Origin of the sequence: Streptomyces sp. BA2 (assembly GCF_009769735.1) — a bacterium.
Taxonomy (GTDB): domain Bacteria; phylum Actinomycetota; class Actinomycetes; order Streptomycetales; family Streptomycetaceae; genus Streptomyces.
The window spans coordinates 5,910,177-5,934,388 of sequence record NZ_WSRO01000002.1; the positions used below are offsets into that span (position 1 = coordinate 5,910,177).

The 24,212-nt window shown below is 69.7% G+C and carries 21 protein-coding genes; 9 read left to right on the forward strand and 12 right to left on the reverse strand.

Translation table 11 applies throughout. The annotated features are described in order from the left end of the window. Nucleotides 1-25 precede the first annotated feature (25 nt). The gene (locus E5671_RS29535) at nt 26-781 is read left to right on the forward strand and encodes a class I SAM-dependent methyltransferase (RefSeq protein WP_160506928.1); all 756 of its coding nucleotides are present in this window, start codon (nt 26-28) and stop codon (nt 779-781) included. A 73-nt stretch (nt 782-854) separates the two neighbouring features. On the opposite strand, the gene E5671_RS29540 is transcribed toward E5671_RS29535, so the two are convergent. After that, a complete protein-coding gene (locus tag E5671_RS29540) occupies nt 855-2,087 on the reverse strand; it encodes a winged helix DNA-binding domain-containing protein (protein WP_160506929.1) in 1,233 nt (410 codons plus the stop codon). Between the two features lie 61 nt (nt 2,088-2,148). Between E5671_RS29540 and E5671_RS29545 the strand changes: the two genes are divergently transcribed. Continuing rightward, the gene (locus tag E5671_RS29545) at nt 2,149-2,598 is read left to right on the forward strand and encodes a winged helix-turn-helix transcriptional regulator (protein ID WP_160506930.1); all 450 of its coding nucleotides are present in this window, start codon (nt 2,149-2,151) and stop codon (nt 2,596-2,598) included. 248 nt (nt 2,599-2,846) lie between these two features. On the opposite strand, the gene E5671_RS29550 is transcribed toward E5671_RS29545, so the two are convergent. Further along, complete coding sequence (locus tag E5671_RS29550) at nt 2,847-3,188, reverse strand: DUF192 domain-containing protein (RefSeq protein WP_160506931.1); 342 nt, start codon at nt 3,186-3,188, stop codon at nt 2,847-2,849. Between the two features lie 367 nt (nt 3,189-3,555). Between E5671_RS29550 and E5671_RS29555 the strand changes: the two genes are divergently transcribed. Further along, on the forward strand, nt 3,556-4,098 hold the full coding sequence (locus tag E5671_RS29555) for a hypothetical protein (RefSeq protein ID WP_160506932.1): 543 nt from the start codon (nt 3,556-3,558) through the stop codon (nt 4,096-4,098). Nucleotides 4,099-4,132: 34 nt separating this feature from the next. Here E5671_RS29555 and mgrA read toward each other — a convergent pair whose 3' ends face one another. Continuing rightward, nucleotides 4,133-5,170 (reverse strand): L-glyceraldehyde 3-phosphate reductase, encoded by a 1,038-nt coding sequence (gene mgrA / locus E5671_RS29560; protein ID WP_160506933.1) that lies wholly within the window; start codon nt 5,168-5,170, stop codon nt 4,133-4,135. A 175-nt stretch (nt 5,171-5,345) separates the two neighbouring features. Here mgrA and E5671_RS29565 point away from each other — a divergent pair, with 175 nt between their 5' ends. From E5671_RS29565 to E5671_RS29580, 4 genes are all read left to right on the forward strand, one after another. Beyond that, complete coding sequence (locus E5671_RS29565; RefSeq protein ID WP_160510489.1) at nt 5,346-6,107, forward strand: isoprenyl transferase; 762 nt, start codon at nt 5,346-5,348, stop codon at nt 6,105-6,107. A 329-nt stretch (nt 6,108-6,436) separates the two neighbouring features. Beyond that, complete coding sequence (locus E5671_RS29570) at nt 6,437-7,759, forward strand: PhoH family protein (RefSeq protein ID WP_160506934.1); 1,323 nt, start codon at nt 6,437-6,439, stop codon at nt 7,757-7,759. A 388-nt stretch (nt 7,760-8,147) separates the two neighbouring features. Continuing rightward, on the forward strand, nt 8,148-8,897 hold the full coding sequence (locus tag E5671_RS29575; protein WP_202121300.1) for a lytic transglycosylase domain-containing protein: 750 nt from the start codon (nt 8,148-8,150) through the stop codon (nt 8,895-8,897). Nucleotides 8,898-9,022: 125 nt separating this feature from the next. After that, nucleotides 9,023-10,411, forward strand: coding sequence for an AI-2E family transporter (locus E5671_RS29580; RefSeq protein WP_160506936.1), 1,389 nt, complete (start codon nt 9,023-9,025; stop codon nt 10,409-10,411). 146 nt (nt 10,412-10,557) lie between these two features. On the opposite strand, the gene E5671_RS29585 is transcribed toward E5671_RS29580, so the two are convergent. Beyond that, nucleotides 10,558-11,088, reverse strand: a complete 531-nt coding sequence (locus E5671_RS29585) for an alkyl hydroperoxide reductase (RefSeq protein WP_160506937.1) — start codon at nt 11,086-11,088, stop codon at nt 10,558-10,560. A 15-nt stretch (nt 11,089-11,103) separates the two neighbouring features. Further along, nucleotides 11,104-11,658 (reverse strand): redoxin domain-containing protein, encoded by a 555-nt coding sequence (locus E5671_RS29590; RefSeq protein ID WP_160506938.1) that lies wholly within the window; start codon nt 11,656-11,658, stop codon nt 11,104-11,106. Between the two features lie 128 nt (nt 11,659-11,786). Here E5671_RS29590 and E5671_RS29595 point away from each other — a divergent pair, with 128 nt between their 5' ends. Beyond that, nucleotides 11,787-12,725: a LysR substrate-binding domain-containing protein gene (locus E5671_RS29595; protein WP_443032715.1), complete on the forward strand. Its 939-nt coding sequence runs from the start codon at nt 11,787-11,789 to the stop codon at nt 12,723-12,725. Nucleotides 12,726-12,761: 36 nt separating this feature from the next. Here E5671_RS29595 and E5671_RS29600 read toward each other — a convergent pair whose 3' ends face one another. The 3 genes from E5671_RS29600 to E5671_RS29610 are packed head-to-tail and all read right to left on the reverse strand — an operon-like array spanning nt 12,762 to nt 16,398. Continuing rightward, nucleotides 12,762-15,191 (reverse strand): FtsX-like permease family protein, encoded by a 2,430-nt coding sequence (locus E5671_RS29600; protein WP_443032716.1) that lies wholly within the window; start codon nt 15,189-15,191, stop codon nt 12,762-12,764. Continuing rightward, nucleotides 15,188-15,874 (reverse strand): ABC transporter ATP-binding protein, encoded by a 687-nt coding sequence (locus E5671_RS29605; protein ID WP_160506939.1) that lies wholly within the window; start codon nt 15,872-15,874, stop codon nt 15,188-15,190. Before E5671_RS29605 ends, E5671_RS29600 begins: the two co-directional genes overlap by 4 nt. Further along, a complete protein-coding gene (locus E5671_RS29610) occupies nt 15,871-16,398 on the reverse strand; it encodes a PadR family transcriptional regulator (RefSeq protein ID WP_160506940.1) in 528 nt (175 codons plus the stop codon). The genes E5671_RS29605 and E5671_RS29610 overlap by 4 nt, the downstream gene beginning before the upstream one ends. A 237-nt stretch (nt 16,399-16,635) precedes the next feature. Here E5671_RS29610 and E5671_RS29615 point away from each other — a divergent pair, with 237 nt between their 5' ends. Further along, a complete protein-coding gene (locus E5671_RS29615; RefSeq protein ID WP_160506941.1) occupies nt 16,636-18,900 on the forward strand; it encodes a transglycosylase domain-containing protein in 2,265 nt (754 codons plus the stop codon). 81 nt (nt 18,901-18,981) lie between these two features. On the opposite strand, the gene E5671_RS29620 is transcribed toward E5671_RS29615, so the two are convergent. The 4 genes from E5671_RS29620 to E5671_RS29635 all read right to left on the reverse strand — a co-directional run bounded on the left by E5671_RS29620 (nt 18,982) and on the right by E5671_RS29635 (nt 24,101). Then, nucleotides 18,982-21,060, reverse strand: a complete 2,079-nt coding sequence (locus E5671_RS29620; RefSeq protein WP_336605880.1) for an ATP-binding SpoIIE family protein phosphatase — start codon at nt 21,058-21,060, stop codon at nt 18,982-18,984. A 55-nt stretch (nt 21,061-21,115) separates the two neighbouring features. Beyond that, complete coding sequence (locus E5671_RS29625; protein ID WP_160506942.1) at nt 21,116-21,808, reverse strand: methyltransferase domain-containing protein; 693 nt, start codon at nt 21,806-21,808, stop codon at nt 21,116-21,118. A 127-nt stretch (nt 21,809-21,935) separates the two neighbouring features. Next, nucleotides 21,936-22,622 (reverse strand): cytidylyl-2-hydroxypropylphosphonate hydrolase, encoded by a 687-nt coding sequence (fomD, locus tag E5671_RS29630; protein ID WP_160506943.1) that lies wholly within the window; start codon nt 22,620-22,622, stop codon nt 21,936-21,938. 66 nt (nt 22,623-22,688) lie between these two features. Then, nucleotides 22,689-24,101 carry a class II fumarate hydratase gene (locus E5671_RS29635; protein WP_160506944.1) on the reverse strand — a complete coding sequence of 471 codons (1,413 nt, stop codon included), beginning with the start codon at nt 24,099-24,101 and terminating at the stop codon, nt 22,689-22,691. Nucleotides 24,102-24,212: the final 111 nt, after the last annotated feature.

Sequence of the window (24,212 nt, forward strand, 5' to 3'; positions counted from 1 at the left end):
CGCCATGCGATGCGAAGATCGATCCATGAGCTGTTTCGACACACTTGTGGCGGAAGCGGAGTCGGCCCCGACCGAGGGCTGGGACTTCTCCTGGTTCGAGGGGCGGGCCACGGAGGAGCGGCCCTCCTGGCGGTACGCCCACGCCATGGGGGAGCGGCTCGGGCACGCCACCGCCTCCCTCGACATCCAGACCGGCGGCGGCGAGGTCCTCGCATCCGCGCCCTCGCTCCCGCCGCTCGCCGTCGCCACGGAGGGGTGGCCGCCGAACGTCGCCAAGGCCACCGCGCTGCTGCATCCGCGGGGTGCGGTGGTCGTGTCCTCGCCGGAGGACGCGCCGTTGCCGTTCGCGCCGGAGGCGTTCGACCTGGTCACCAGCCGGCATCCGGTGAAACCGCATTTCGACGAGATCGCGCGCGTGCTGCGTCCCGGGGGAACGTACTTCGCCCAGCACGTGGGCCCCGCCAGTGCTTTCGAGGTCGTCGAGTACTTCCTCGGGCCCCAGCCCGACTCCGTACGGAACGGGCGTCATCCCGATGACGAGCGGGCCGAGGCGGAGGCAGCGGGCCTGGAGATCGTCGACCTGCGGGCCGAGCGGCTTCGGATGGAGTTCTACGACATCGGGGCCGTCGTGCACTTCCTACGGAAGGTGGTGTGGATGGTGCCGGACTTCTCGGTGGAGCGGTACTGGTCGCGGCTACGGGACCTGCACGACCAGATCGAAGCGGAGGGGCCCTTCGTGGCGCACAGTACGAGGCATCTCTTCAACGCCCGCAAGGGCTAGGCCCGCCGCGGGGCGCCCGTTGGCGGTGTGCGCACTGGGCTGCGGCTTCGTGGTGGATTTTTCCCCGCGCCCCCTACGCATGAGCCCCCACCCCCACCTCCCCCACCACCAACTCCGCCACCCCCTCCAGCACTTCCCCCACCCTCTCCACCTGCCCCGCAAGCTCCCTCTCCTGCCCGGCGCCCAGCGTCCCCAGTGGCTCCACCGTCACCGTGATCCGTCGTCCGGAGCGGCGCTGGTGCCAGACCCCGGCCACGACCCCGTCGACCAGCAGCACAGGGAAGTTGCCGGCCTGGCCCTTGGCCAGTGCTCGCTCGTAGGCCCGACCCGGGAAGAGCCGCTCGCGCGGGTGTGAGGCGATCACGTACGCGTCGAAGTACGGCAGCAGCCGCACCCCCCGCACCGGCTCCCCCGGAAACTCCGTGTCACCAGCGACCACCCACCCCGACGACCCTGCCCCCAACCTCGACCCTGCCCCCAACCTCGACCCCGCCGCCGACGACGGCTCCCCGTCCATCCCCAACCCCTCGATCTCCCCCGCCGACGCCAGCGCCGCGAAGACGCCGCTCGCCCAACCGTCCGGCGCCGCCGCCCACTTGGCGAACTGCCGCGGCGTCGCAGGTCCGTACGCGTACAAGAACCGTCGCACCAGGCGCCCCGTCGCCACCTCGGCGGACAGCGGCGGCTCCCCCGGACCCGCTGTCGGCGGGCGCGTGTACGTCACCTTGCGGCCCCGGTTCGGCGCGAAGCACAGCACCCCGCGGTGGCCCGCCAGATGCATGACCGAGCGCCACCGCGGCCACATCCCCTGGAAGGCGGGCAACACCAACTCCCCAGCCCAGGGGCCCGTCCGCGCCACGACCTCGTCGTTGAGTTCGTCGATGGTCAGCCGGACCCTGTCAAGCGCCTCGCCGATCGCGCTCACGATCTCCTCCGTCTGAGAAGGAGTCAGCCGGTCACCCGCCTTGAACGGGCTCGGCCCGCCCGGGATCGCGGACAACGCGCCTGTCCAGAGAGGGAGTTCCGCAGTCGGCAGGAAGTGGATCGTGCCGCGCGGCCCGTACGTCTTGACCAGACTCGGCTCCTCGCCCCACAACGCGTCGCGTACGTCCTGCCGGGTCGCCCCGTCCATCCGCAGCCCCACCGAAAGCTCGGCGGCGGACATCACCTGCGCCTGCGCCGCGAGCATCGCGTCGACCACCTCGCCGGCTCCTGCCTCGCCCGGCTTCGCCGGAGTGCGCAGGAACTGCCGCTCCATGCGCCGGGCGTTGGCAGCACTCCACGTGACGGTTGAAGGGGCGCTCATCGGGGGTCTCCTTCGGTACTGTCCATCGGGTAAGTGGCTCTGCGGACACGAGGAGTGGACCATGCCGAACAGCGGCGCGGAGGGTAATTCGGGGAGCGCCACGGGAAGCGCTGTGGGCAGCGCCACGGGAAGTGCTGCGGGGAGCGGCAGGGAGGGCAAGACTCTGTACGCCTGCGGCCTCGACGCCGCCGTGGACGTCGTCGGCGGCAAGTGGAAGCCGATGATCCTCTGGGCGCTGTTCGCGAGCACGACGCTGCGCTTCGGCGAGCTCCGGCGGAACATCACCGGAATCAGCGAGAAGGTGCTCATCCAGCAGCTGCGCGAGCTGGAGTCCGACGGCATCGTGCACCGCGAGGTGTACCGGGAGGTGCCGCCGAAGGTCGAGTACTCACTCACCCCCCTCGGCCTGTCCCTGAACGAGGCCCTGATTCCGCTGGGCGTGTGGGGCGACGATCACATGCAGCAGCTTGTGGCGAACAGGGAATGCAAGAAGGAAGGCAAAGCCGCCTGACGCGGGAAACCGGTCGGTGGTTGCGTGGCGCGACGATTGTTAGCCAAGTGATCCCGAACGTCAGCCAAGTGATCCCGAAACAGGTTCCGTTGATTCCGCATCGTTATCGCCACCGGCTCGATCTGAGCCCGCAGATCACGTAAGTTCAGACCAAGGCGAATTCGCGTGAGCAAAGCCACGTGTGCGGTGCCGCGCGGTGGAGGGGGCTGCGCGGCACCGCGCGCCTCCTCTCACCGAACCCCACCGGATCACCGAACCGAACCGAACCCCACCTCGACCCGCACACCCCGGCGTACGCCCCACCGCTCCATCGCCCCGGCCTCCGCCTCCAGGACGTGCCGGGCCCGCACCCGGGGCCGCCCGATCCGCCCGGGGCGCATCGTCCGCACCGACAGGACCCGCAGCCCCCGGTCCAGGTACGCCACGTCGACGGCGAACCGCATCCGCACCGTGTGCACGCCGCTCGCCGGAGTCAGCAGCAGCGCCCCCGTCACCCCGTCCCGGCCGAGCAGCCCGCGCCGCCGTGCGCCGGCGGAGTCCGCGATCTCCAGGGGGAGTGCCCGACCGCTCGGGAGAAGAAGCGTCGCCATGCGAGCCGAAGCTAGCGCCCCTCCCGCCCGCCGCGTCAAGCGCCGCCAGTCCTGCCTCGCCCCGCCCCGCCGCGTCAAGCGGGCGTCCCGCCCCCGTCCCTCCTGTGGGTTACCACCGCACGGGGCTGAAATTTGTCCCCGGGGGCCGAAATCCGGTGGGAGAACAGGGTCGCGGAGTTGTCGGGCGGTTTCGGAGAGTAGTTGTGGCACGCCGATGCGCGCAGCATCACTTACGAAGGGTTATGGTGGAAACCCCCCCTCGGGCCGGTCCATCTCCCCCCCATGGACCGGCCCGATTTTTTTGTGCCCGCAGGGGGTTCGCGCCCGCATGATCGTCGGAACAGAGCCTGCGGATATCGTCAGGGACATGTCGAACCAGTTCCCCCCACCGCCCCATGACCCGCAGGCCAATCCGCAGGTCAATCCGCAGGCCAACCCCCAGCAGGGTCTCCCCTCTTACACCGGCCCGGCGCAGGACCCCGCGTACGGATACGGATACGGATACGGGTACGGCCCGGTCGCCCCGCTCACGATGCCCGGCATAGTGCGCGCCGCGCAGATCGTCGTCTGGGTCCTCAGCGGGCTCGTCCTGCTCGGCACGATCGCGATCGCGGCCTCGGGTGATGCGGAGACGGCCGGCGCGGCCTTCGGAGCGAACCTCTGCCTCCTGGTGGCCTGCGGGTTCGCCTTCGCGTTCAAGAACGCGGGCAACGGCGTGCGCGTGACCTGCATCGTGCTGATGAGCGTGCAGATAGCCCTCGGGCTCGGTGGCCTGGCCTCCGGCAACCCGGGCGGCCTCCTCGGCCTGCTCGGCTCGATCGCCACGGTCGTCCTGCTCGCGCAGGGCGCCGCGGGCGCCTGGTTCAAGCGCCCGCGCACCCCTGCCCCGGGGCAGGGGTACACCGGCTGAGGCGTCCCGCCAGTTCCCGCCAGTTCCGCCCGAACTAGCCGCGCCCGGCCCAGATATTGGTGCCGGGCGTGGACACCGCGTACGTGTCGATCTCGCTGAGCTCCTCGTCCGTGAGCTTCGGACCGGACAGCGCCGCGACGTTCTCCTCCAGCTGCTTCACGCTGGAGGCGCCGATCAGCGCGGAGGTCATCCGCTCGTCGCGCAGGACCCAGTTGAGGGCCAGTTGTGCGAGCGACTGGTCGCGGCGGGCCGCGATGTCGTTCAGGCCGCCCAGGCGTCGCACGACCTCGTCGCTCAGGAGGTCGGGGTCGAGCGACTTGCCCTGCGTGGCGCGCGAACCCTCGGGGATGCCCTTCAGGTACTTGTTCGTGAGCAGGCCCTGCGCCAGCGGCACGAAGGAGATGCAGCCCATGCCCGCGTCCTCGAGGGTGTCGAGCAGACCGTCGTCCTCGGTCCAGCGGTTGATCATCGAGTACGAGGGCTGGTGGATGAGCGCGGGAACGCCCATCTCCCGCAGCAGCCGCGCCGCTTCGGCGGTCTGCTCGCTGTTGTAGGAGGAGACACCCACGTACAGCGCCTTGCCCTGCCGTACGGCGGACGCCAGCGCGCCCATCGTCTCTTCGAGCGGGGTCTCCGGGTCGAAGCGGTGCGAGTAGAAGATGTCGACGTAGTCCACGCCCATCCGCTTGAGCGACGCGTCGAGGGACGACAGCAGGTACTTGCGCGAACCCCACTCGCCGTACGGGCCGGGGTGCATGAGGTAGCCCGCCTTGGTCGAAATGACCAATTCATCGCGGTACGGGGCGAAGTCCTGCGCGAACAGCTTGCCGAAGTTGAGCTCGGCCGAACCGGCCGGCGGGCCGTAGTTGTTCGCCAGGTCGAAGTGCGTGACGCCCAGATCGAAGGCGCGACGCAGGATCGCGCGCTGGCTCTCCAGGGATTTGTCGTCACCGAAGTTGTGCCACAGGCCCAGGGAGACGGCGGGCAGCTTCAGGCCGCTGCGGCCCGTGCGCCGGTACTCCATGCTGCTGTAACGGTCCGTTGCCGCTCGGTACAGAGACGTGTCGTTCATGGGTACGAAGCTACTTCAGCCCGGGATCTTCCGGGGGTCGGCCTCGTGTCACCCGAGGGTCGCCCGAGGGCCGCCGGAGAGGGAAGGCCCGCCTCACCCCAGGGCGGAACCCCGCCCTCACAGCGGTAGGCTTTCGCCTTCGGGGACTGCCATCTGCATGGAGGGGCTGACAGAAGTGAACCTGCGCGACCTGGTGTACGGACTTTACGCACGCCGGGTGGAAGGCCGCCTCGACCACGACCAGGTGCCCAAGCACATCGGGGTCATCCTCGACGGCAACAGGCGCTGGGCGAAGGCGTCCGGCGGGACAACCGAACAGGGCCACCAGGCGGGTGCGTACAAGATCGAGGAGTTCCTCGGCTGGTGTGCCGAGACGGACGTCGAGGTCGTCACCCTCTGGATGCTGTCGACGGACAACTTCGACCGCCCGGAGCGGGAGCTCATCCCGCTCCTCGGCATCATCGAGGACACCGTCCGCAGCCTCGCCGTCGACGGCCGCTGGCGCGTGCACCACGTGGGCACGATGGACCTGCTGCCCTCCCGCACCCAGGCCGTCCTGAAGGAGGCCGAGCAGGCCACCCACGGCAACAAGGGAATACTGGTCAACGTGGCCGTGGGGTACGGCGGCCGGCAGGAGATCGCCGACGCGGTCCGCTCGCTGCTCCTGGACCACGCGGAGAAGGGCACGAGCCTGGAGGACGTCGCCGAGACCGTCGACGTCGACCTGATCTCCAAGCACCTCTACACGCGCGGCCAGCCCGACCCCGACCTGGTGATCCGAACGAGTGGCGAGCAGCGCCTGTCCGGCTTCATGCTCTGGCAGTCGGCCCACTCCGAGTACTACTTCTGTGAAGTCTTCTGGCCGGCCTTCCGCAAGGTCGACTTCCTGCGTGCGCTGCGTGACTACGCGGCCAGGCACCGGCGCTACGGCGGCTGACGCCCCAAGAGGCACGCGAGGCACTCATGTCGGTGAGGCGCGAGTAACCCAGAGTTCACGGACGCGCCGTCATATGCCATGGCATGGCAGCGCATGTTCGAGGGAATAAGCCTTCCAGGTCGACATCCGATTCACGGATGTCGTATCTCAGCGGGCGGCATGGGGCCGTCCGCCCGGGAGGCCCTTTGCACCAGGACGACCGTGCGGTGAGTACGGGCGAAGTGGAGGGCCGGAGCTCGGCCCGCGCACTGCGGCACGAGACCGGTCCGGATTTCTCCCGGCATCCTTCCCGTCGCTCCCCGACCTCATCCGAGGGGGTACGTCCTTCCGTGGTGACCAGCACAAAGCGCCGCATGTCCGACAGGCGCACCTATGTTCTCGACACCAGCGTTCTGCTCGCAGACCCGAACTCCATGTACCGCTTCGACGAGCACGAAGTCGTGCTGCCCGTCGTCGTGGTCACGGAGCTCGAGGCGAAGCGGCACCACCCCGAGCTCGGCTACTTCGCCCGGCAGGCCCTGCGCCTCCTGGACGACTGCCGGGTCCGGCACGGTCGCCTGGACGCGCCGATTCCGATCGGCGACCTGGGCGGCACGCTGCGCGTCGAGCTCAACCACTCCGATCCCGGCGTGCTTCCGGCCGGCTACCGGTTGGGGGACAACGACTCACGGATTCTCGCCGTCGCGCGCAACCTCCAGGCAGAGGGATACGACGTCACCGTCGTGTCGAAGGATCTGCCTCTGAGGATCAAGGCGTCCTCGGTCGGCCTCCTCGCGGAGGAGTACCGCGCCGAGCTCGCCATCACGGACTCCGGCTGGACCGGAATGTCCGAACTGACCCTCTCCGGCGAACAGGTGGACCTCCTCTTCGAAGAGGACACCCTGTACGTGCCCGAGGCGGCCGACCTGCCCGTCCACACGGGCCTCACCATCCAGTCGGAGAAGGGCAAGGCGCTCGGCCGTGTCACGGCCGAGGGCAATGTCCGTCTCGTACGCGGCGATCGTGAGGCCTTCGGCATCAAGGGGAGGAGTGCGGAGCAGCGCATCGCGCTGGATCTGCTGCTCGATCCGGACATCGGCATCCTGTCGATGGGCGGCCGTGCGGGCACCGGCAAGTCGGCTCTCGCGCTCTGCGCGGGACTTGAGGCGGTCCTGGAGCGCCGGCAGCACCAGAAGGTGATGGTCTTCCGGCCGCTGTACGCGGTGGGCGGGCAGGAGCTCGGCTATCTGCCCGGCACCGAGGCCGAGAAGATGGGCCCTTGGGCCCAGGCGGTCTTCGACACGCTCGGTTCGGTGGCGGGCAAGGCGGTCATCGAGGAGGTGACGGCGCGCGGCATGCTCGAAGTGCTCCCTCTCACTCATATCCGCGGGCGCTCGCTGCACGACGCGTTCGTGATCGTCGACGAGGCCCAATCCCTGGAGAGGAACGTTCTTTTGACCGTTCTGTCCAGGATCGGGGCGAACTCCCGAGTCGTCCTCACTCACGACGTCGCCCAGCGCGACAACCTCCGAGTGGGGCGGTACGACGGGGTAGTTGCCGTCGTCGAGAAGCTGAAGGGGCATCCGCTCTTCGCCCACGTCACGCTCACCCGCTCCGAGCGTTCGCCGATCGCGGCGCTTGTGACCGAAATGCTGGAGGACGGAGCGATCTGATCCAGTTCACCCTGGTTACGCGGTAGTTGGCGCCGCCCGGCGAAGCGAAGGAGCTTAGCCGGGCGGCGTCTTGGCGTTCGCCCTTTTCCGAAAAACTCCTGGGGCAAACGAGGTGTGAGCTTTCACACGCAACGGGGAATTGCCTTGCGGCGTCCGGCTGGGGCAGAGTCTGGGTCCTGTCAGGCCCCGCATGCGACACACCTGTACCCCCAGCGGTACTGCAAAACGGAAACACCAGAACTTCATAGTGGCCGTCGCATGCCGCCCGAGCACCACGCGGCGCTCCCGTCACGGGAGTTGCCCACCGGGTCCGTGCCTCCCGTGACCGATACAAGCGGAGGCCAGCGCCAGGGGCACGATTGCGTCCGCGAGGTCACCTATGCGGGCGATGCTGGAAGGAAACCGTGTGAGCCGGATTTCGGTCCGGGGATTCGCCGTGGCATCCGCCACCGCGGTCACCACCGTCGGCGCTGTTGTTGGTGTCGCCTCGGGCAGCACCCCGGGCGCCTCGAACGACAACGACTTCGAGGCGACAGCAAGCGACGCGACACTCCTCGCAGACATCCCCGCGGGTCAGCAGGCCCAGGTGCAGACCGCGTCCCTGACGCAGCAGGCCGACGCACAGGCCATGGCTGCGGACACGGCCGCGAAGAAGTCCGCGGCGGAAGCGGCCCGCAAGCAGGCCGCCGAGTCGGCGATCGCGAAGCAGAAGGCCGCGGAGAAGGCCGAGGCCGCCGAGAAGGCGGAGAAGGCGGCAGCCAAGAAGGAGCGCGAGGAGGCGGCCGAGACCAAGGCCAGCCGTTCCTCCGCGCGCGACGCCTCTGACTTCGCCCCGCAGTCCTCGTACTCCGTCTCGCAGGTCCAGGCGATGGCACGGCAGATGGTCCCCGGTGACCAGTTCCAGTGCTTCAGCAACATCGTCAACCACGAGTCCACCTGGAACTACAAGGCCAGCAACCCCTCTTCGGGTGCGTACGGCCTCGTCCAGGCGCTGCCCGGCTCCAAGATGGCCTCGGCCGGTGCCGACTGGCAGACGAACCCCGCCACGCAGATCAAGTGGGGTCTCGGCTACATGAACGACCGGTACGGAAGCCCGTGCGGAGCCTGGGACTTCTGGCAGGCGAACAACTGGTACTGAGCCGCTCGGCGCTCAACCTTCTGAGGCCCCTCACCGTCCTTCGGTGGGGGGTCTTTGCCGTGTACGGTCAGTCCGACAACTTCCAGGGGGGAGTGGTGCGGAAAGACGGGGGAAGAGGACGGATCATGTCGCGAGTGCCAGGGTGGATCGGCCGGCTGGGTTCCGGGCTGGCTCAGATGGGCGAGCGGATGGGGCGCGCCGACCCTGACTCCGGCCCGGAGGACGGCGTCAGGGCGGCACGGCGGTCGGCCGCCGACGACGCTGCCGCCGCCGAGGGCGACGCGGCGGCCGAGGCGGCAGCCGGAGAAGAGCCGGAGCAGGTCGTGCCGGCCCCGCCCGCCTACGCCCCGGACATAGCGGCACGGCCCGACCCCGTCGCGGCGGTTCCGTGGGGGATGCGGGTCGCGGCCGAGGCAGGCTGGCGTCTACTCGTACTCGCGGGCACGCTCTGGGTGTTGATGAAGGTCATCAGCGCCGTGCAGCTCGTCGTCTTCGCCTTCGTCGCGGCGCTCCTCATCACCGCGATGCTCCAGCCGACGGTGGTCAGGCTCAAGCGGCTCGGTCTTCCGAGGGGGCTCGCGACGGTCCTCACGGCCGTGCTCGGCTTCGTCGTCATCGGTCTGGTCGGCTGGTTCGTGGTCTGGCAGGTCATGGAGAACGCGAACGACCTGTCCAGCCAGGTCCAGGACGGCATCGACGACCTGCGCAACTGGCTGCTCACCAGCCCGTTCCACGTCACCGAGGACCAGATCAACGACATCGCCAAGAGCCTGCGCGAGGCGGTCGGGGCGAACACGGAGGAGCTGACGTCGGCGGGGCTCGAAGGGGTCACCGTGATCGTGGAGGCCCTGACCGGCATCCTGCTCGCGATGTTCTCGACGCTGTTCCTGCTGTACGACGGCAAGCGCATCTGGCAGTGGGTCCTGAAGCTGGTCCCTGCGCCCGCGCGGCCCGGCATCGCGGGTGCGGGGCCGCGGGCCTGGCGCACGCTGACGGCCTATGTGCGCGGCACGGTGATAGTGGCCCTGATCGACGCGATCTTCATCGGGCTCGGGATCTACTTCCTCGGGGTGCCGATGGCGGTGCCGCTCGCCGTCTTCATCTTCCTGTTCGCGTTCATCCCGCTGGTGGGCGCGGTCATCTCGGGCGCGCTCGCCGTGGTGGTGGGTCTGGTGACGCAGGGCGTCTTCACCGGTGTGATGACCCTGGTCGTGGTCCTCGCCGTGCAGCAGATCGAGGGCCACATCCTGCAGCCGTTCATCCTCGGCCGTGCCGTACGGGTGCATCCGCTGGCCGTTGTGCTGTCCGTGGCCGCGGGTGGGTTGGTCGCCGGGATCGGCGGGGCGGTGGTGGCCGTGCCGCTGGTCGCCGTCACGAATACGGTGGTGGGCTACTTGCGGGCGTACTCCCGGGAGGCGGCCCTGAAGCAGTCTCCGCAGCCGCGGGGGGCTACGGCGGTGGATGTGGCCCCGGTTGATCCATCTGCTGCCCCGTCGCCGGGTGCGGGTTCGTAGGGCCTCCCGGCAGTCCCCAACCCCGCCCCTTCCCGAAACTGGGGCTCCGCCCCAGACCCCGCTCCTCAAACGCCGGAGGGGCTGAAAGATTAAGCGGCCCCGCCCAGCTGCTGCTGGGCGGAGCCGCTTTTTTCGGCTTGAGGCGACTACGCCAGAGACTCCTCGGAGTCCAGCGTGACGCCGACCGCCTGGATCACGGCGGCGATCTTGAAGGCTTCCTGGATCGTCTCGCGATCCACGCCCGCCTTCCGCAGCACCTGCTCGTGCGAGTCGAGGCACTGGCCGCAGCCGTTGATCGCGGAGACCGCGAGCGACCACAGCTCGAAGTCGACCTTCTCCACGCCCGGGTTACCGATGACGTTCATCCGCAGGCCGGCCCGCATCGTCCCGTACTCCGGGTCCGAGAGGAGGTGGCGCGTGCGGTAGAAGACGTTGTTCATCGCCATGACGGCCGCGGCCGACTTGGCGGCGGTGTACGCCTCGGGGGAGAGGTTCGCCTTCGCCTCGGGCTCGAGCTCGCGCAGCACCTTCGGGGAGCGGGAGGCGATCGCGCAGGCGAGCACCGTGCCCCACAGCTGCTGCTGCGGCAGGTCCGAGTTGCCGATGACCGAGCCGAGGTTCAGCTTCAGGTCCTTGGCGTAGTCCGGTACGGCGGACTTCAGTTCGTCGAGTGCCATGTCAGTAGGCTCCGTTCACTCGCCCGAGAGCAGCGCGACCGGGTCAAGGGTCTCGTCGCCCTGGGTCCAGTTGCAGGGGCAGAGCTCGTCGGTCTGGAGCGCGTCGAGGACCCGGAGGACCTCCTTGGGGTTACGGCCCACGGAACCGGCGGTCACCATCGTGAACTGGATCTCGTTGTTCTGGTCGACGATGAAGACGGCGCGCTGCGCGAAGCCGTCCGCGCCCTCGATGCCGAGGTCACGCATGAGCTCGTGCTTCGAGTCGGCCAGCATCGGGAAGGGCAGGTCGGTCAGGTCCGGGTGGTCCTTGCGCCAGGCGTGGTGCACGAACTCGGAGTCACCGGAGAAGCCGAGGATCTGGGCGTCACGGTCAGCGAACTCGTCGTTCAGCTTGCCGAAGGCGGCGATCTCGGTCGGGCACACGAAGGTGAAGTCCTTGGGCCACGCGAAGACGATCTTCCACTTGCCCTCGTAGGTCTTGTGGTCGATCTGCTTGAACTCAGCGCCCTTCTCCAGGGAGACACAGGCGGTCAGATCGAACTGGGGGAACTTGTCACCGACAGTGAGCACGGACTCTCCTTGCAGCATAGGAACCCGGTAAGGGGCTCCAAGGGGTTGGACTGCTGTCGATCGTGGCACAGAGTGCATTGATTAGGGAAATAGCTACACTCTGTCTTGTTGATCGGAGGTGGCTATCAGTGCCAGCCATAAATAGGGGCAAGCAGCCCAGCCTGGCGCAGCTGCGCGCCTTCGCGGCCGTGGCCGAGCATCTGCACTTCAGGGACGCGGCGGTAGCAATAGGGATGAGTCAGCCCGCGCTCTCCGGCGCCGTCTCGGCCCTGGAGGAGGCACTGGGTGTCCAGCTCCTGGAGCGTACGACCCGCAAGGTGCTGCTCTCGTCGGCCGGCGAGCGCCTCGCGGTGCGGGCCAGGGCCGTCCTCGACGAGGTCGGGGCGCTGATGGAGGAGGCCGACGCGGTGCGCGCGCCGTTCACCGGGGCGCTGCGGCTCGGCGTGATCCCGACCGTGGCGCCCTATCTGCTGCCCACGCTCATCGGGCTCGTCCACGAGAAGTACCCGGATCTGGACCTTCAGGTGCATGAGGAGCAGACCTCGTCGCTGATCGAGGGGCTCGGCGCCGGACGGCTCGATCTGCTGCTTCTCGCCGTGCCGCTCGGCGTGCCCGGCGTCACCGAACTCCCCCTGTTCGACGAGGACTTCGTGCTCGTCACGCCGCTCGACCACTGGCTCGGCGGGCGCGAGGGAATCCCGCGCGACGCCCTGCGCGAGCTGAACCTGCTGCTGCTCGACGAAGGGCACTGCCTGCGCGACCAGGCCCTGGACATCTGCCGGGAGGCCGGGCGCGCGGACGCCCCGGTGACCACGACCGCCGCCGGGCTCTCCACCCTCGTACAGCTGGTGGCAGGCGGGCTCGGTGTGACGCTCCTTCCGCGCACCGCGGTCCGCGTCGAGACCAGCCGGAGCAATCAGCTGCTCACCGGGTACTTCGCGGACCCGGCGCCGACCAGGCGCATCGCCCTCGCGATGCGTACGGGGGCCGCGCGGGCGGCGGAGTACGAGGCGCTCGCCGCCGCGATGAGGGGGGCCGTGAAGCCGTTGCCGGTGCGGGTGTTGTGACCCCGCACCGGCAACGCACCGACTGAGCGCGGGGAGTTACTCCGTGCGCAGGCCGTCCGGGCGCATCATGCGCCACAGGGGCGGCAGGCTGAGCACCGTCACGACCGCGACGAGGATGGCGCCCGCCGCCGTCAGGGGGGCGAAGAGCCACCAGTCGGTGACCGACTTCTCGATCATGCGGACCATGACCCAGCCGAGGCCGAGGCCGCCCGCGACGGCGAGCGCGAGGCCGATCGCGACCGGGATCGCGGTCTGCCACAGGATCGACCACGCCATCGACGCACGGCGCGTGCCGAACGCGGTGAGCGCGGCGAGCAGGCGCTTGCGCTCCCGCAGTTGCTCCATCATCGAGACCAGCATGGACGCCGCGATCAGCGCCATCGTCGCCATCGCGCCGATCTGCAGGCCGCTCTGGATGGTGGCGTACTGCTTGTCGCGCTCGACCGCGCGCAGCGTCATCACGGAGAGGAACGGGTCGACGTGGGCCGCGGTGTTGCGGATGTACTCCTCGGCGTCCTTGACGTCCGGGTCGACCTGGATCATCGCGGTCGTCGAGGCGTCGGTCATCTTGGCCACGTCGATCGCGCCGGGCGTCGCGTAGACGCCGTCGTGCAGATCGCCGCCCGGGTCGGGGCGGGCCTTGACCGTGCGGGAGTCGGCCGGCAGCGTCCACAGGTTGTGCCGTTGGCCGGGCTCACCCTCGCGGCCGACGTGCAGGTCGAGCGGCTCGCCGGGGCGGGCCGACGCGTCGACCCATTTGTTCATCCTGGCGTTGCCGGTGTGCACGACGAAGGTGTCGCCGTCCTCGCACGAGCCGATCCGGGCCAGCTCGCGCAGGTTCGCGCAGGTGCCGACCGTCACCTCCGTGGTGGGCCTGAGCTCGTCGGGGCTCTTCAGCTTGCCGGGCCGCACGGCGTATGAGGAGACCGTGCCGATGACGTTCTTGACGCCCTTGGTCGTGCGGAACTTGTCGATCATCCGCTGGGCGAGCTCGCCGTCACCGACGTCGGCCCGGACGACCAGCTTGGCGCGGCCGGGGTCGTTCCCCGTCACCCGGTTGAAGTCGTCGTGCATCGCGACGAACAGCATCTGCAGGGCGACCGCGCCCGCCACGGCGACAGTGATGCCGCTGACCGCGCGCGCCGCCGTACCGCTGCTCAACTGGAGCCTGCGGGTGGCAAGTTGCCAGGGCACTGGGCCACCGCCGCGCAGCCGGGCCACGCTCGCCTCGACGAGCCAGGGCAGCAGCGCGGCAAGGCCCACCAGGGTGAGCGTCGCGCCCGCGCCGATGGCGAAGACCGGCGGGGCCATGTCGCCGCCGACGCGGCCCGCGGCAAGCAGGATCCCGAGGCCGACGAGCGGCATCACGATGCGCCACCACAGGCGGCGCTTGCGGGGCTTGGTGCTGCGCACGACGCCCAGCGGCTCGATGGAGACGGCCCGCAGCGAGATCAGCGTGACCAGGACGGCCGTGACGGGCACGGCGAGCAGGATCAGTACGGCGAGGCCGGGCAACGGCACCACGTCGGAGGGGAAGGCGCTGATCTTCCACCCGTCGAGGGTGCCGATCAGTTCGCGTACGCCCAGGAAGAACAGTCCGCCCGCGGCAAGGCCGAGCAGCGCGCCGCACAGGGCCTCGCCCGCCGCGATCCGCCGCACGCTGTGCGCGTCCGCGCCGACCAGGCGCAGCGCGGCGAGACGCCGGTCGCGCCGGTCGCCGCCGAAGCGGACCGCCGTGCCGATGAAGATGATCACCGGGGTCAGCAGGACCACGCAGATCAGGACGACCAGGACGATGAGCATCGGGTCCATGGGTTCCGCGGGCTCTTCGTAGCCGTAGGTGTCCACGCGGTGGCCGCCCTTGGCCGGGGTGAGCGCGTCGGAACCGGCGTAGTAGTAGAGCTCCTTGGGGTTGGTCAGGCCCGCGTCGCCGATGGTGCCCGTGATCTTGTAGTCGCCGTACCGCTCCTTCAGGAGGGAGCCGTCGGAGCTGTTCAGGAGGTCGCGCAGGGCGGGCGACACGAGCATCTCGCCGTCGGCCGGGATCTTCTTCAGGCCGGGCGGCAGGACCGGGTGGGCGCCCTCGGCGCGCAGCACGCGGCCGCTGACCGTCGTGTCGCGGAAGTCGGTGGGGGCGTCGCGCTGGAGGACCGTGGAGTCGGAGCGTTTGATCTTCTCGGCCGAGAACTGGTCGTTGGCCGCGCGGGCCACCTGGCGGTCCTCGCGGTTCTGAAGCAGGTTGGGCACGGAGGCCGCGCCGAGCAGCAGGGCCACGCCGAGGCCGACGCCGACCGCCGTCAGGAGGGTGCGGGTCCAGCCCTCGCGGCCGCCGCCGACGGCGAAACGTATGCCCATCGCGAGGTCGCGGGCGAAGGCGCGGGGTCCCCCCTTGGGCACGGTCGCGGTGGCGTCGGCGAGCGGTGGCCGGGGGGCGGTGGCGGCCTTCGTACGGGTGTCGAGGCTCATATCGCCCGCTCCATGTCCCGTGCCCTGCCGTCGCGTACGACGATCTCGCGGTCGGAGTAGGCCGCGACCCGCGTCTCGTGCGTGACCAGGACCACGGCGGCGTTCGTCGAGCGCGCGGCGTCGGTGAGCAGCTCCATGACGCGCTCGCCGTTGAGCGAGTCGAGCGCGCCGGTCGGCTCGTCGGCGAAGACCACGCGGGGGCTCGTGGCGAGCGCGCGGGCCACGGCGACGCGCTGGCCCTGGCCGCCGGAGACCTCGCCGGGCCGCTTGGCGGCGACGTCCTCGACCTCCAGGCGCTCCATCCAGGAGCGGGCGGTCGCCTCGGCCTCCTTGCGCTTGGCGCCGTTCAGCCGGAGGGGAAGCGCGACGTTCTCCACGCACGTCAGCTCGGGGACCAGCTGCCCGAACTGGAAGACGAAGCCGAACTCGCTGCGGCGCAGGGCGCTCAGCGTGGCGTCGGGCAGGCTCGTCAGCTCGCGGCCGTTGTAGGTGATGGAGCCCGAGTCGGGCTTGACGATCCCCGCGAGGCAGTGCAGGAGCGTGGACTTTCCGGAACCGGAGGGGCCCATGACGGCGACGACCTCGCCGGGGTGGATGGAGAACTCGGCGTCGTCGAGCGCGGTCGTCGGGCCGTACGTCTTGCGAAGACCGGATGCGGTCAGGAGGGAACCGGCGGGGGTCATGCGGAGCGAACCTCCTGGGCGAGCTTGCCGAGGCGCGCGGCGGCGAGTTCCAGCCAGCGCAGATCGGCTTCGAGATGGAACAGCGCGTGGTCGCAGATCAGCTGGTCGGCGAGGTCGCCCTTGCGCTTGCGGTCGGTGAGTATGCGCATCAGGCGCAGGTGCTCGGCCCGCTGGGCATCGAGCATCTCCGAGGCGTCGCGCTCGGTGAGGAGCGCGAGGACGACCTTCGTGTAGAGGGTCGACTGGAGGTAGGGCTCGGGCTTCTCGGGGGTGGCGAGCCACCGCTCGACATCGGTGATGCCGGCTTCGGTGATCGCGTACCGCTTGCGCTCGGGGCCGCCGCCCGCCTCTATGCCGTCGACCTCGACGAGGCCGTTCTTCAGGAGGCGCGACATGGTCGAGTAGACCTGCCCGTAGTGCAGTGGCTTGTCGTGACCGAACTTCTCGTCGAAGGTGCGCTTGAGGTCGTAGCCGTGGCGCGGGCCCGACTCAAGAAGGCCGAGGAGGGTGTGACCGATGGACATGCGGAGCACTCTACACGGTGTGTATACGTGGCATGTATACCTGTCACGGGGAGCTCACAGGTTCGAAAGCCGGGCAACCTTCTGAGGCCTGTGTTCGTCGGTTGTTAAGGGCAGGTGCTCATTGTCACGTCCGGAAAAGACCGGATCGGCAGGAGTTTGTCCCACGGTGCGGTGTTAGCTTCATGAGCTGATTCGACGTACGCACGAGGACTAGACGGAAGCGGAGCACAAAGGACCATGGGCCGAGCCGAAGAGCGACAAGCGCGGCAGCGCGGCGCGCGCCGGGCATCGCGCGGGCGCCCCGCCGGTGGCGGCAAACCCAAGCGCACGGGCATACGCCGCTTCTTCACGCTGAAGAAGATCCTGGGGACGCTCTTCGGGCTCTGCCTGCTCGGCATGCTCTCCTTCGTCGTCCTCTACATGGTGGTCGACGTCCCCGAGGGCAACGCGGCGGCCCGGCTCCAGAGCAACGTCTACAAGTACAAGAACGGCGACGTCATCGCCAGGACCGGCGAGCTGAACCGCGAGGTCGTCGACCTGGAGAAGGTGCCCAAGGAAGTCCAGCGGACGTTCGTGGCCGCCGAGAACAAGTCCTTCTACAAGGACAAGGGCGTCGACTTCAAGGGCACGGCCCGCGGTCTGATCAACACCGTCACCGGCAAGGGCAAGCAGGGCGGCTCGACGATCACCCAGCAGTACGTCAAGAACTACTACTTGACGCAGGACCAGACCGTGAGCCGCAAGGTCAAGGAACTGGTCATCTCGCTGAAGGTGGACCAGAACAAGAGCAAGGACTACATCCTCGCCGGGTACATCAACACCAGCTACTACGGCCGCGGCGCCTACGGCATCCAGGCCGCCGCCCAGGCGTACTACGGCATCGACGCCGAGGACCTGGACGTCTCGCAGGGCGCCTACCTCGCCGCACTCCTCCAGGCCCCGAACCAGTACGACTGGACCTCCGCCACGGACACCAGCAGGAAGCTGGTCGAGGCGCGCTGGAACTACGTGCTCGACAACATGGTCGAAGAGGGCTGGCTGTCCGCGAGCAAGCGAGACGGCCTGAAGTTCGACAAGCCGGACGCGCCCAAGGCCGCCCCCGGCCTTGAGGGCCAGAACGGCTATCTGGTGCGCCAGGCCAAGGCCGAGGTCATGAAGGCGGGCCACCTCAGCGAGAAGCAGTTCGACGCGGGCGGCTACACGATCACGCTCAACATCGACAAGAAGAAGCAGAAGCAGCTCGAGAAGGCCGTCGACAAGAAGCTGAACGACCAGCTCGACCCGGACAAGCGCAAGGCCGACGCCCGGGTGCAGGCGGGCGCCGCTTCCGTCGACCCCAAGACCGGCAAGGTCCTGGCGATGTACGGCGGCCGGGACTACGTCAAGCACTTCACGAACAACGCGACCCGGCGCGACTACCAGCCCGCCTCCACCTTCAAGCCGCTGATCCTGGCCGCCGCCCTGGAGAAGAGCGCCACGACGCAGTCCGGCCAGCCCATCACGGCGAACACGGTCTACGACGGCACCAGCGAGCGCCCGGTCAAGGGCAGCGACGTCGGCTTCGCGCCGCCGAACGAGGACGACAAGAGCTACGGCCCGGTCACCGTCCAGAAGGCGATGAACAAGTCCATCAACTCCGTCTTCGCGCAGATGGGCGTGGACGTCGGCATGGACGACGTACTGGAGACCGCCGGCAAGCTCGGCATGGACGTCGAGGATCTGCCCGCAGTGCCCGCCCAGACCCTGGGCACCATGGGCGCGAGCCCGCTGGAGATGGCGGGCGTCTACGCCACGCTCGACAACCACGGCAAGAAGGTCACCCCCGCGGTCGTGGCCTCCGTCGAGCACAAGGACCGCACGATCGAGCTGCCGGACCCGGTCGGCGAGCAGGTCGTCGAGCGCGGCACCGCGGACTCGCTCACCTCGGTCCTGACCGGCGTGGTCGACGACGGAACGGGCCGTGCGGTGCGCAACCCGGTGCAGGACGTGGCGGGCAAGACCGGTACGTCCGACGACAACAAGTCGGCCTGGTTCGTCGGCTACACGCCCAAGCTGGTCACGTCCGTCGGCCTGTTCGGCGAGGGAGCCGCGGGCACCGCCGAGGAGAGCAAGCAGGTCTCCATGAAGGGCGCGGGCGGTCTGCCGCGCGTCGACGGCGGCAGCTTCCCGGCGCAGATCTGGGCGGCGTACACCTTCGACGCGATGGGCGCGCCCAGCAACTTCGACCTGGACACGTCCATGGGCGCGGCCATCGCACCGCCGCCGGACCCGACGACGCAGGCCCCGAAGGAGCCGACGGACGAGCCGACGGAGACGGAGAAGCCGACGACGAAGCCGCCGACGGACGACCCGACGACGGAGAAGCCGACGGAGACCCCGACGACCGAGCCGCCCACGGACGACCCGACCACGGAGCCGCCGACGAGCGATCCGGCGGAGCCGGACCCGACGGACTCCATCGAGATCCCGGAGAACCCGAACGGGCGGCCCGGCAGGGATTGAGGCCCGCGCTCCCGCGCCCCTTAAGGGGCGCGGGGAACTGCGCGACCAGCCCCCACCGGCCATCCGTAAAAGAACGACCGCTTAGTTACTGCTCGATTCCGGGTTCGAGCCATGATTCAGCTCGAACCAGACCACTTTCCCGGTACTCAACCGCGTCGCGCCCCACCGCCGGGCAAGCCGATTGACCAGATACAACCCCCGGCCGCCCTCATCCGTGGCCCGCGCCTGCCGCAACCTCGGCAGCTGCGGCACGTCGTCGCCGACCTCGCAGCGCAGGACGTCCGTACGCAGCAGGCGCAGGGTCACCGGGCGCGATGCGTAGCGCACGGCGTTCGTCACGACCTCGCTGACCAGGAGCTCCAGGGAGTCGGTCAGCTCTTCCAGACCCCAGCGCTCCAGGGCGCTGCGGGCCAGGCGCCGGGCGCGGGCGGGCGTGGCGTCCTCAGGCTCGAGGAACCAGTACGCGACGTCGCTCGGCGCGATGCCGTCGAAGCGGGCGGCGAGCAGCGCGATGTCGTCGTCACGGTCGCCGGGGCCGAGCATGTCGAGCACGTCGTCGCAGAGGGCCTCGAGCGGCGGCGGATGGTCCGGGCCCGTCAACTGGGCGGTGGCGGCGAGCCGTTCGCGCAGCTGCTCTATCCCGGTCCACACGTCACGCAGGCGGGACTCGACGAGGCCGTCCGTGTAGAGCAGCAGCGTGGCGCCCGCGGGCGCGTCCAGCTCGACGGCTTCGAAGTCGACGCCGCCCACGCCGATGGGGGCGCCCGGCGGGACCCGCAGAACCTCGGCCCGGCCGCCCAGGTGCAGCAGGACGGGCGGCGGGTGACCGGCGTTGGCGATGGTGATGCGGTGCGCGACCGGGTCGTAGACCGCGTAGAGGCAGGTCGCCATCCGGTCGGAGCCGAGCCGCTGGGCCTGCTCGTCCAGGTGGTGCAGGACCTCCTGGGGCGGCAGGTCGAGCCCGGCCAGGGTCTGGGCGGTCGTCCGCAGCTGGCCCATGATCGCCGCCGATGTCATGGAGTGCCCCATGACATCGCCCACGACGAGCGCGACCCGGCTGCCGGGCAGCGGGATCGCGTCGTACCAGTCGCCGCCGACCCGGGCCGTCTCGGCGGCCGGGAGATAGCGGGACGCCAGGCGCACACCGGTCGGGCGCGGCAGGGTCTCGGGCAGCATCGTGCGCTGGAGCTCGTCGGCGATGTACGCCTCGCGGCCGTAGAGCACGGCCTTGTCGATGCCGAGCGCGCTGTGCGTGGCCAGTTGGGCCGCGACAAGCAGGTCGTCGCCCTCGAACGCGGGGCGGTCGGGGCGGCGCAGGAACACCGCGGCGCCGATCACCCGGCGCCTGCCGCGCAGCGGGGCGAGGATCGTCCGCTGCCCCGAGGGGACCGTCCGTCCCTCGCCGAGCAGTTCGGGCAGGGCGGCGCGGGCCGCGGGGGCGTCGGCGAAGACCGGGCGCACGCCGCGCAGGACTTCGGCGAGGGCGCCGCCGGGGCGCACCTCGCACAGTTCGGCGGTCGTCACGAGGTCGGTCTGCACCTGGAGGGCGGGCATCGTGCCGCCCTCGGTGTCGGGCTCCTCCGGGATGCGGTCGGTGCGGCGCAGGCGCAGGATGAGCGCTCCGCTCGGCCGCTCCTCGCCGACCGGCAGCGGGTCGCGCAGGTAGACCAGTATCGCGTCGGAGAACGTCGGCACCGTGGCCCGGCACAGGCCCATCACGATCTCGTCCAGGTCGATGCCGCGGGCGATGCGCCGGGTCGCGGCGCCCACGAAGCGCAGCCGGTCGCCGTCACGTCGCATCGCCGCGGGGCCGGAGCCCGGCGGCCTTGGCTGTCCCGTACGCCGCTCCTCGCCGCCGGGGGCGCCCGGGGGGACGCCGTCGGGATTGTCGTGCCCGCCGCCCTGCCCGCCGCCCTGGTCGGGGCGCGGCCGGTGCGGGTCGGGCTGCTGCCCGGAGGGCCCGGACGACTGGGAGTGCTCGTCGCTGGGGCTCGCGGTGGAGTCGCCCGTGCGGGCCTGGGGCTGTGCGGGTAAAGCGGCCGCGCCGGGGGTGTCCCGCGCCTTCGGGGCACGCACCAGCGCCCCGCGGGGGTCCGCGGGGGCGGCGGGCCGGGCAGCTCGGGGCTGTCGGCCCTCGTCGGGGATGGAGTGCTCCGTCACGCGTTTCGAATCCGTCCGTCCGGGGCTGCGCCTTGGTGTCCGGTGGCTACGTCTGTCAGCCGCGTCGGCAGTGCATAAAGAGCTGGTGCTCGGGTGGTACTTCGGTACTCGCCGGGGCGTAGGAGTACGTGTCCTCATCGACGATGTCGAAGCCCGCTTCACGTACGACCTGCCGCAGTTCGTCCCGCAGGTAACCGGATACCCGGATTGTGTGCCCCAGGAACGGAATTCCCGCGTCATCCAGGTCGGCCTCGACCATGGAGAGCGCGAGCAGACCACCGGGGCGCAGCAGTCCGTGCAGCAGCCGCAGAGCGTACGGGATCTCGGCGCGCGGCAGCATCAGGAGCGCGAAGAACGCCGCGATCCCGTCGAACTGGCCCACGCCGTCAGGGCCTTCGGCCCGCAGCTCCGCCACGTCGAGCTGCCGGAACTCGGCGTTCGGCGCGGGCACGTTCTTCCTGGCGAGGTCGAGCATGCCGGAGGAGAGATCGATGCCGAGAACGAAATGCCCGGCGTCGGCGAGCTGACGGGCGGTCGGAAGCCCGGTGCCGCACCCCACGTCGAGCACCCGCGAGCCGGGCGGCAGCGCTTCGGCGAGCCTGCGGCCGGCGGCCAGCTGGCCGTCCTTGTGCGGGAACGCGTCGTCGTAGTGCTGTCCGATGGCGTCGAAAGCCTCGGCCTGGCCCGTCCGGTCGGGACGCACACCGGATGGCCCGCCGTACCTGTCGAACCCGCTCGCCTCGCTCACGTTCTGCCGCCCTTCGATGACATCCTGTCAGGCAACGCGCAAGCTCAGGGAGTTGCTGCTGAGTTGCTGCTGTGCGCCCTTGCGGAGGACGATCCTACGTTTGAACCATGGGGGCGCATCAAGGGTCTCATGACGTCACATGTACGGGCGTGCGGTCCCAGTCATCCGGTAGGGGGGGAATCGCCCAGTCCGGATCGGGGCGCCAGTGCGGCCAGTTGTCCGAAAAGGGCAGTCCCCAGGAGCGGATCACATCGACGGCGGCATACCCGGCGGCCCGCACTTCCCGTGCCTTTCCCGCCTCCATGAGGCCGGCGCGCTGAGCCTGGGCGAACTCGTCCTCGTCGTGCCAGCGCCACGTCCGGTCCGGCCGCACGGAGATGTCCAGAAAGTGATCCTCGGAATCGAGCCCTCCGTCCCAACGGACGCGCGGCTCTTCGAGATTCACGTACCAGTTCTTGAACCGCCATCCCGGATCCCAGAACAGCCACACCGACCACGGCTCCGCGGGGCGGGCCAGCTTCAGTACGCCGGTACCGAACCAGCGGTCCCTGCGCAGGGCGCGCGGTTTGGTGTAGCGGGTGGCGAGTGGCTCGTGGTGCACGGGAGTTCCGTCCGCGAGAACGGGTTTCACGCATTCGGTGCCGGGGGCCATCCACACGGCGAGCAGCTCTGCGCTGTCCTGCACGACCGTGACGGGCCGGCAGATGTGAATGCGGTTCCCGGCGTTCTCCTTGTACCGCCACAGCACATGGGAGCCGGGGGCCCAGCGCGCTGCTTCGCTGCTCGTCGTTGGCGGCGTGGTGAGGTCTGTCATGCGGAGATATTAGTGGGCGCCCGGACAGGCTTTTCAGAACCTGTCCGGGCGTAAAGGTGAACAGCTCTACGGGTGCGTCATCCGCAGAACGTCCAATGCCTCGTCCAACTGCGTCAAGGAGAGCTCGCCCCGCTCGACATATCCGCCTTCGAGCACGACTTCCCGGATGGTCTTCCGCTGGGCCAGCGACTTCTTGGCGACCTTCGCCGCCTCCTCGTATCCGATGTACTTGTTCAGCGGGGTGACGACGGAGGGCGATGACTCCGCGTACTCCCGGGCCCGTTCGGCATTCGCGGTGATTCCGTCCACCGTCCTGTCGGCGAGCAGCCGCGAGACATTGGCGAGGAGCCGCACGGACTCCAGGACGTTCTTGGCGATGACCGGCATCATCACATTCAGCTCGAAGTTGCCGGCGGCCCCCGCGGCGGCGACCGTCGCGTCATTGCCGGTGACTTGCGCGGCGACCATGAGCACCGCCTCCGGGATGACCGGATTCACCTTGCCCGGCATGATCGAGGAACCGGGCTGCAGATCGGGCAGGTTGATCTCGGCGAGGCCGGTCCGCGGGCCCGAAGCCATCCAGCGCAGATCGTTGGCGATCTTCGTCAGGCCGACGCCGATCGTCCGCAGCTGCCCGCTGGTCTCGACGATGCCGTCCCGCGCGCCCTGCGCCTCGAAGTGGTCGCGTGCCTCGGTCAGCGGAAGCCCGGTGGCCCGTGCCACTTCGGCGATCACGGCCGCCGAGAAGCCGGGCGGGGTGTTGATGCCGGTGCCCACCGCCGTGCCGCCGAGCGGCAGTTCGGCGAGGCGCGGCAGCGAGGCGTTGAGCCGCTCGACGCCGTAGCGCACCTGCGCCGCGTACCCGCCGAACTCCTGGCCGAGGGTGACGGGTGTGGCGTCCATCAGGTGCGTGCGCCCGGACTTCACCACGTCGGCGAACTCCGCCGACTTCCGCTCCAGGGCGGTCGCCAGGTGTTCGAGCGCCGGGATCAGGTCCTGGGTGACGGCGCCCGTGGCCGCGATGTGGATCGAGGAGGGGAAGACGTCGTTCGACGACTGGGACGCGTTCACGTGGTCGTTCGGGTGGACGTCCTTGCCCAGGCGCTCGGTGGCGAGCGTCGCGAGGACTTCGTTCGTGTTCATGTTGGACGACGTGCCGGAGCCGGTCTGGAAGACGTCCACGGGGAAGTGCTCGTCCCAGCGCCCTTCGGCGACCTCGCCCGCCGCGTCGGCGATGGCCTCCGCGACGTCCTTGTCGAGCACCCCGAGGTCCGCGTTGACCTTCGCGGCGGCCGCCTTGATCCGGGCGAGCGCGGCGATGTGCGCGCGCTCCAGGCGCTGCCCGGACACGGGGAAGTTCTCCACCGCCCGCTGCGTCTGCGCCCGCCATTTGGCGTGTCCGGGGACCCGCACCTCGCCCATGGAGTCGTGTTCGATCCGGTACTCACCGCTGTCGCTTGCGCTGGCGTCGCTGGTCATGCCTCGAACCTACCTCTCCGTCAAACCTCGCTGAAAAGTTGAGCACTTGTCTTGTTCTAGGTATTCCCAAGGCTCTTACTGACCAGTAAAAACCGTGGGTAACACCAAACC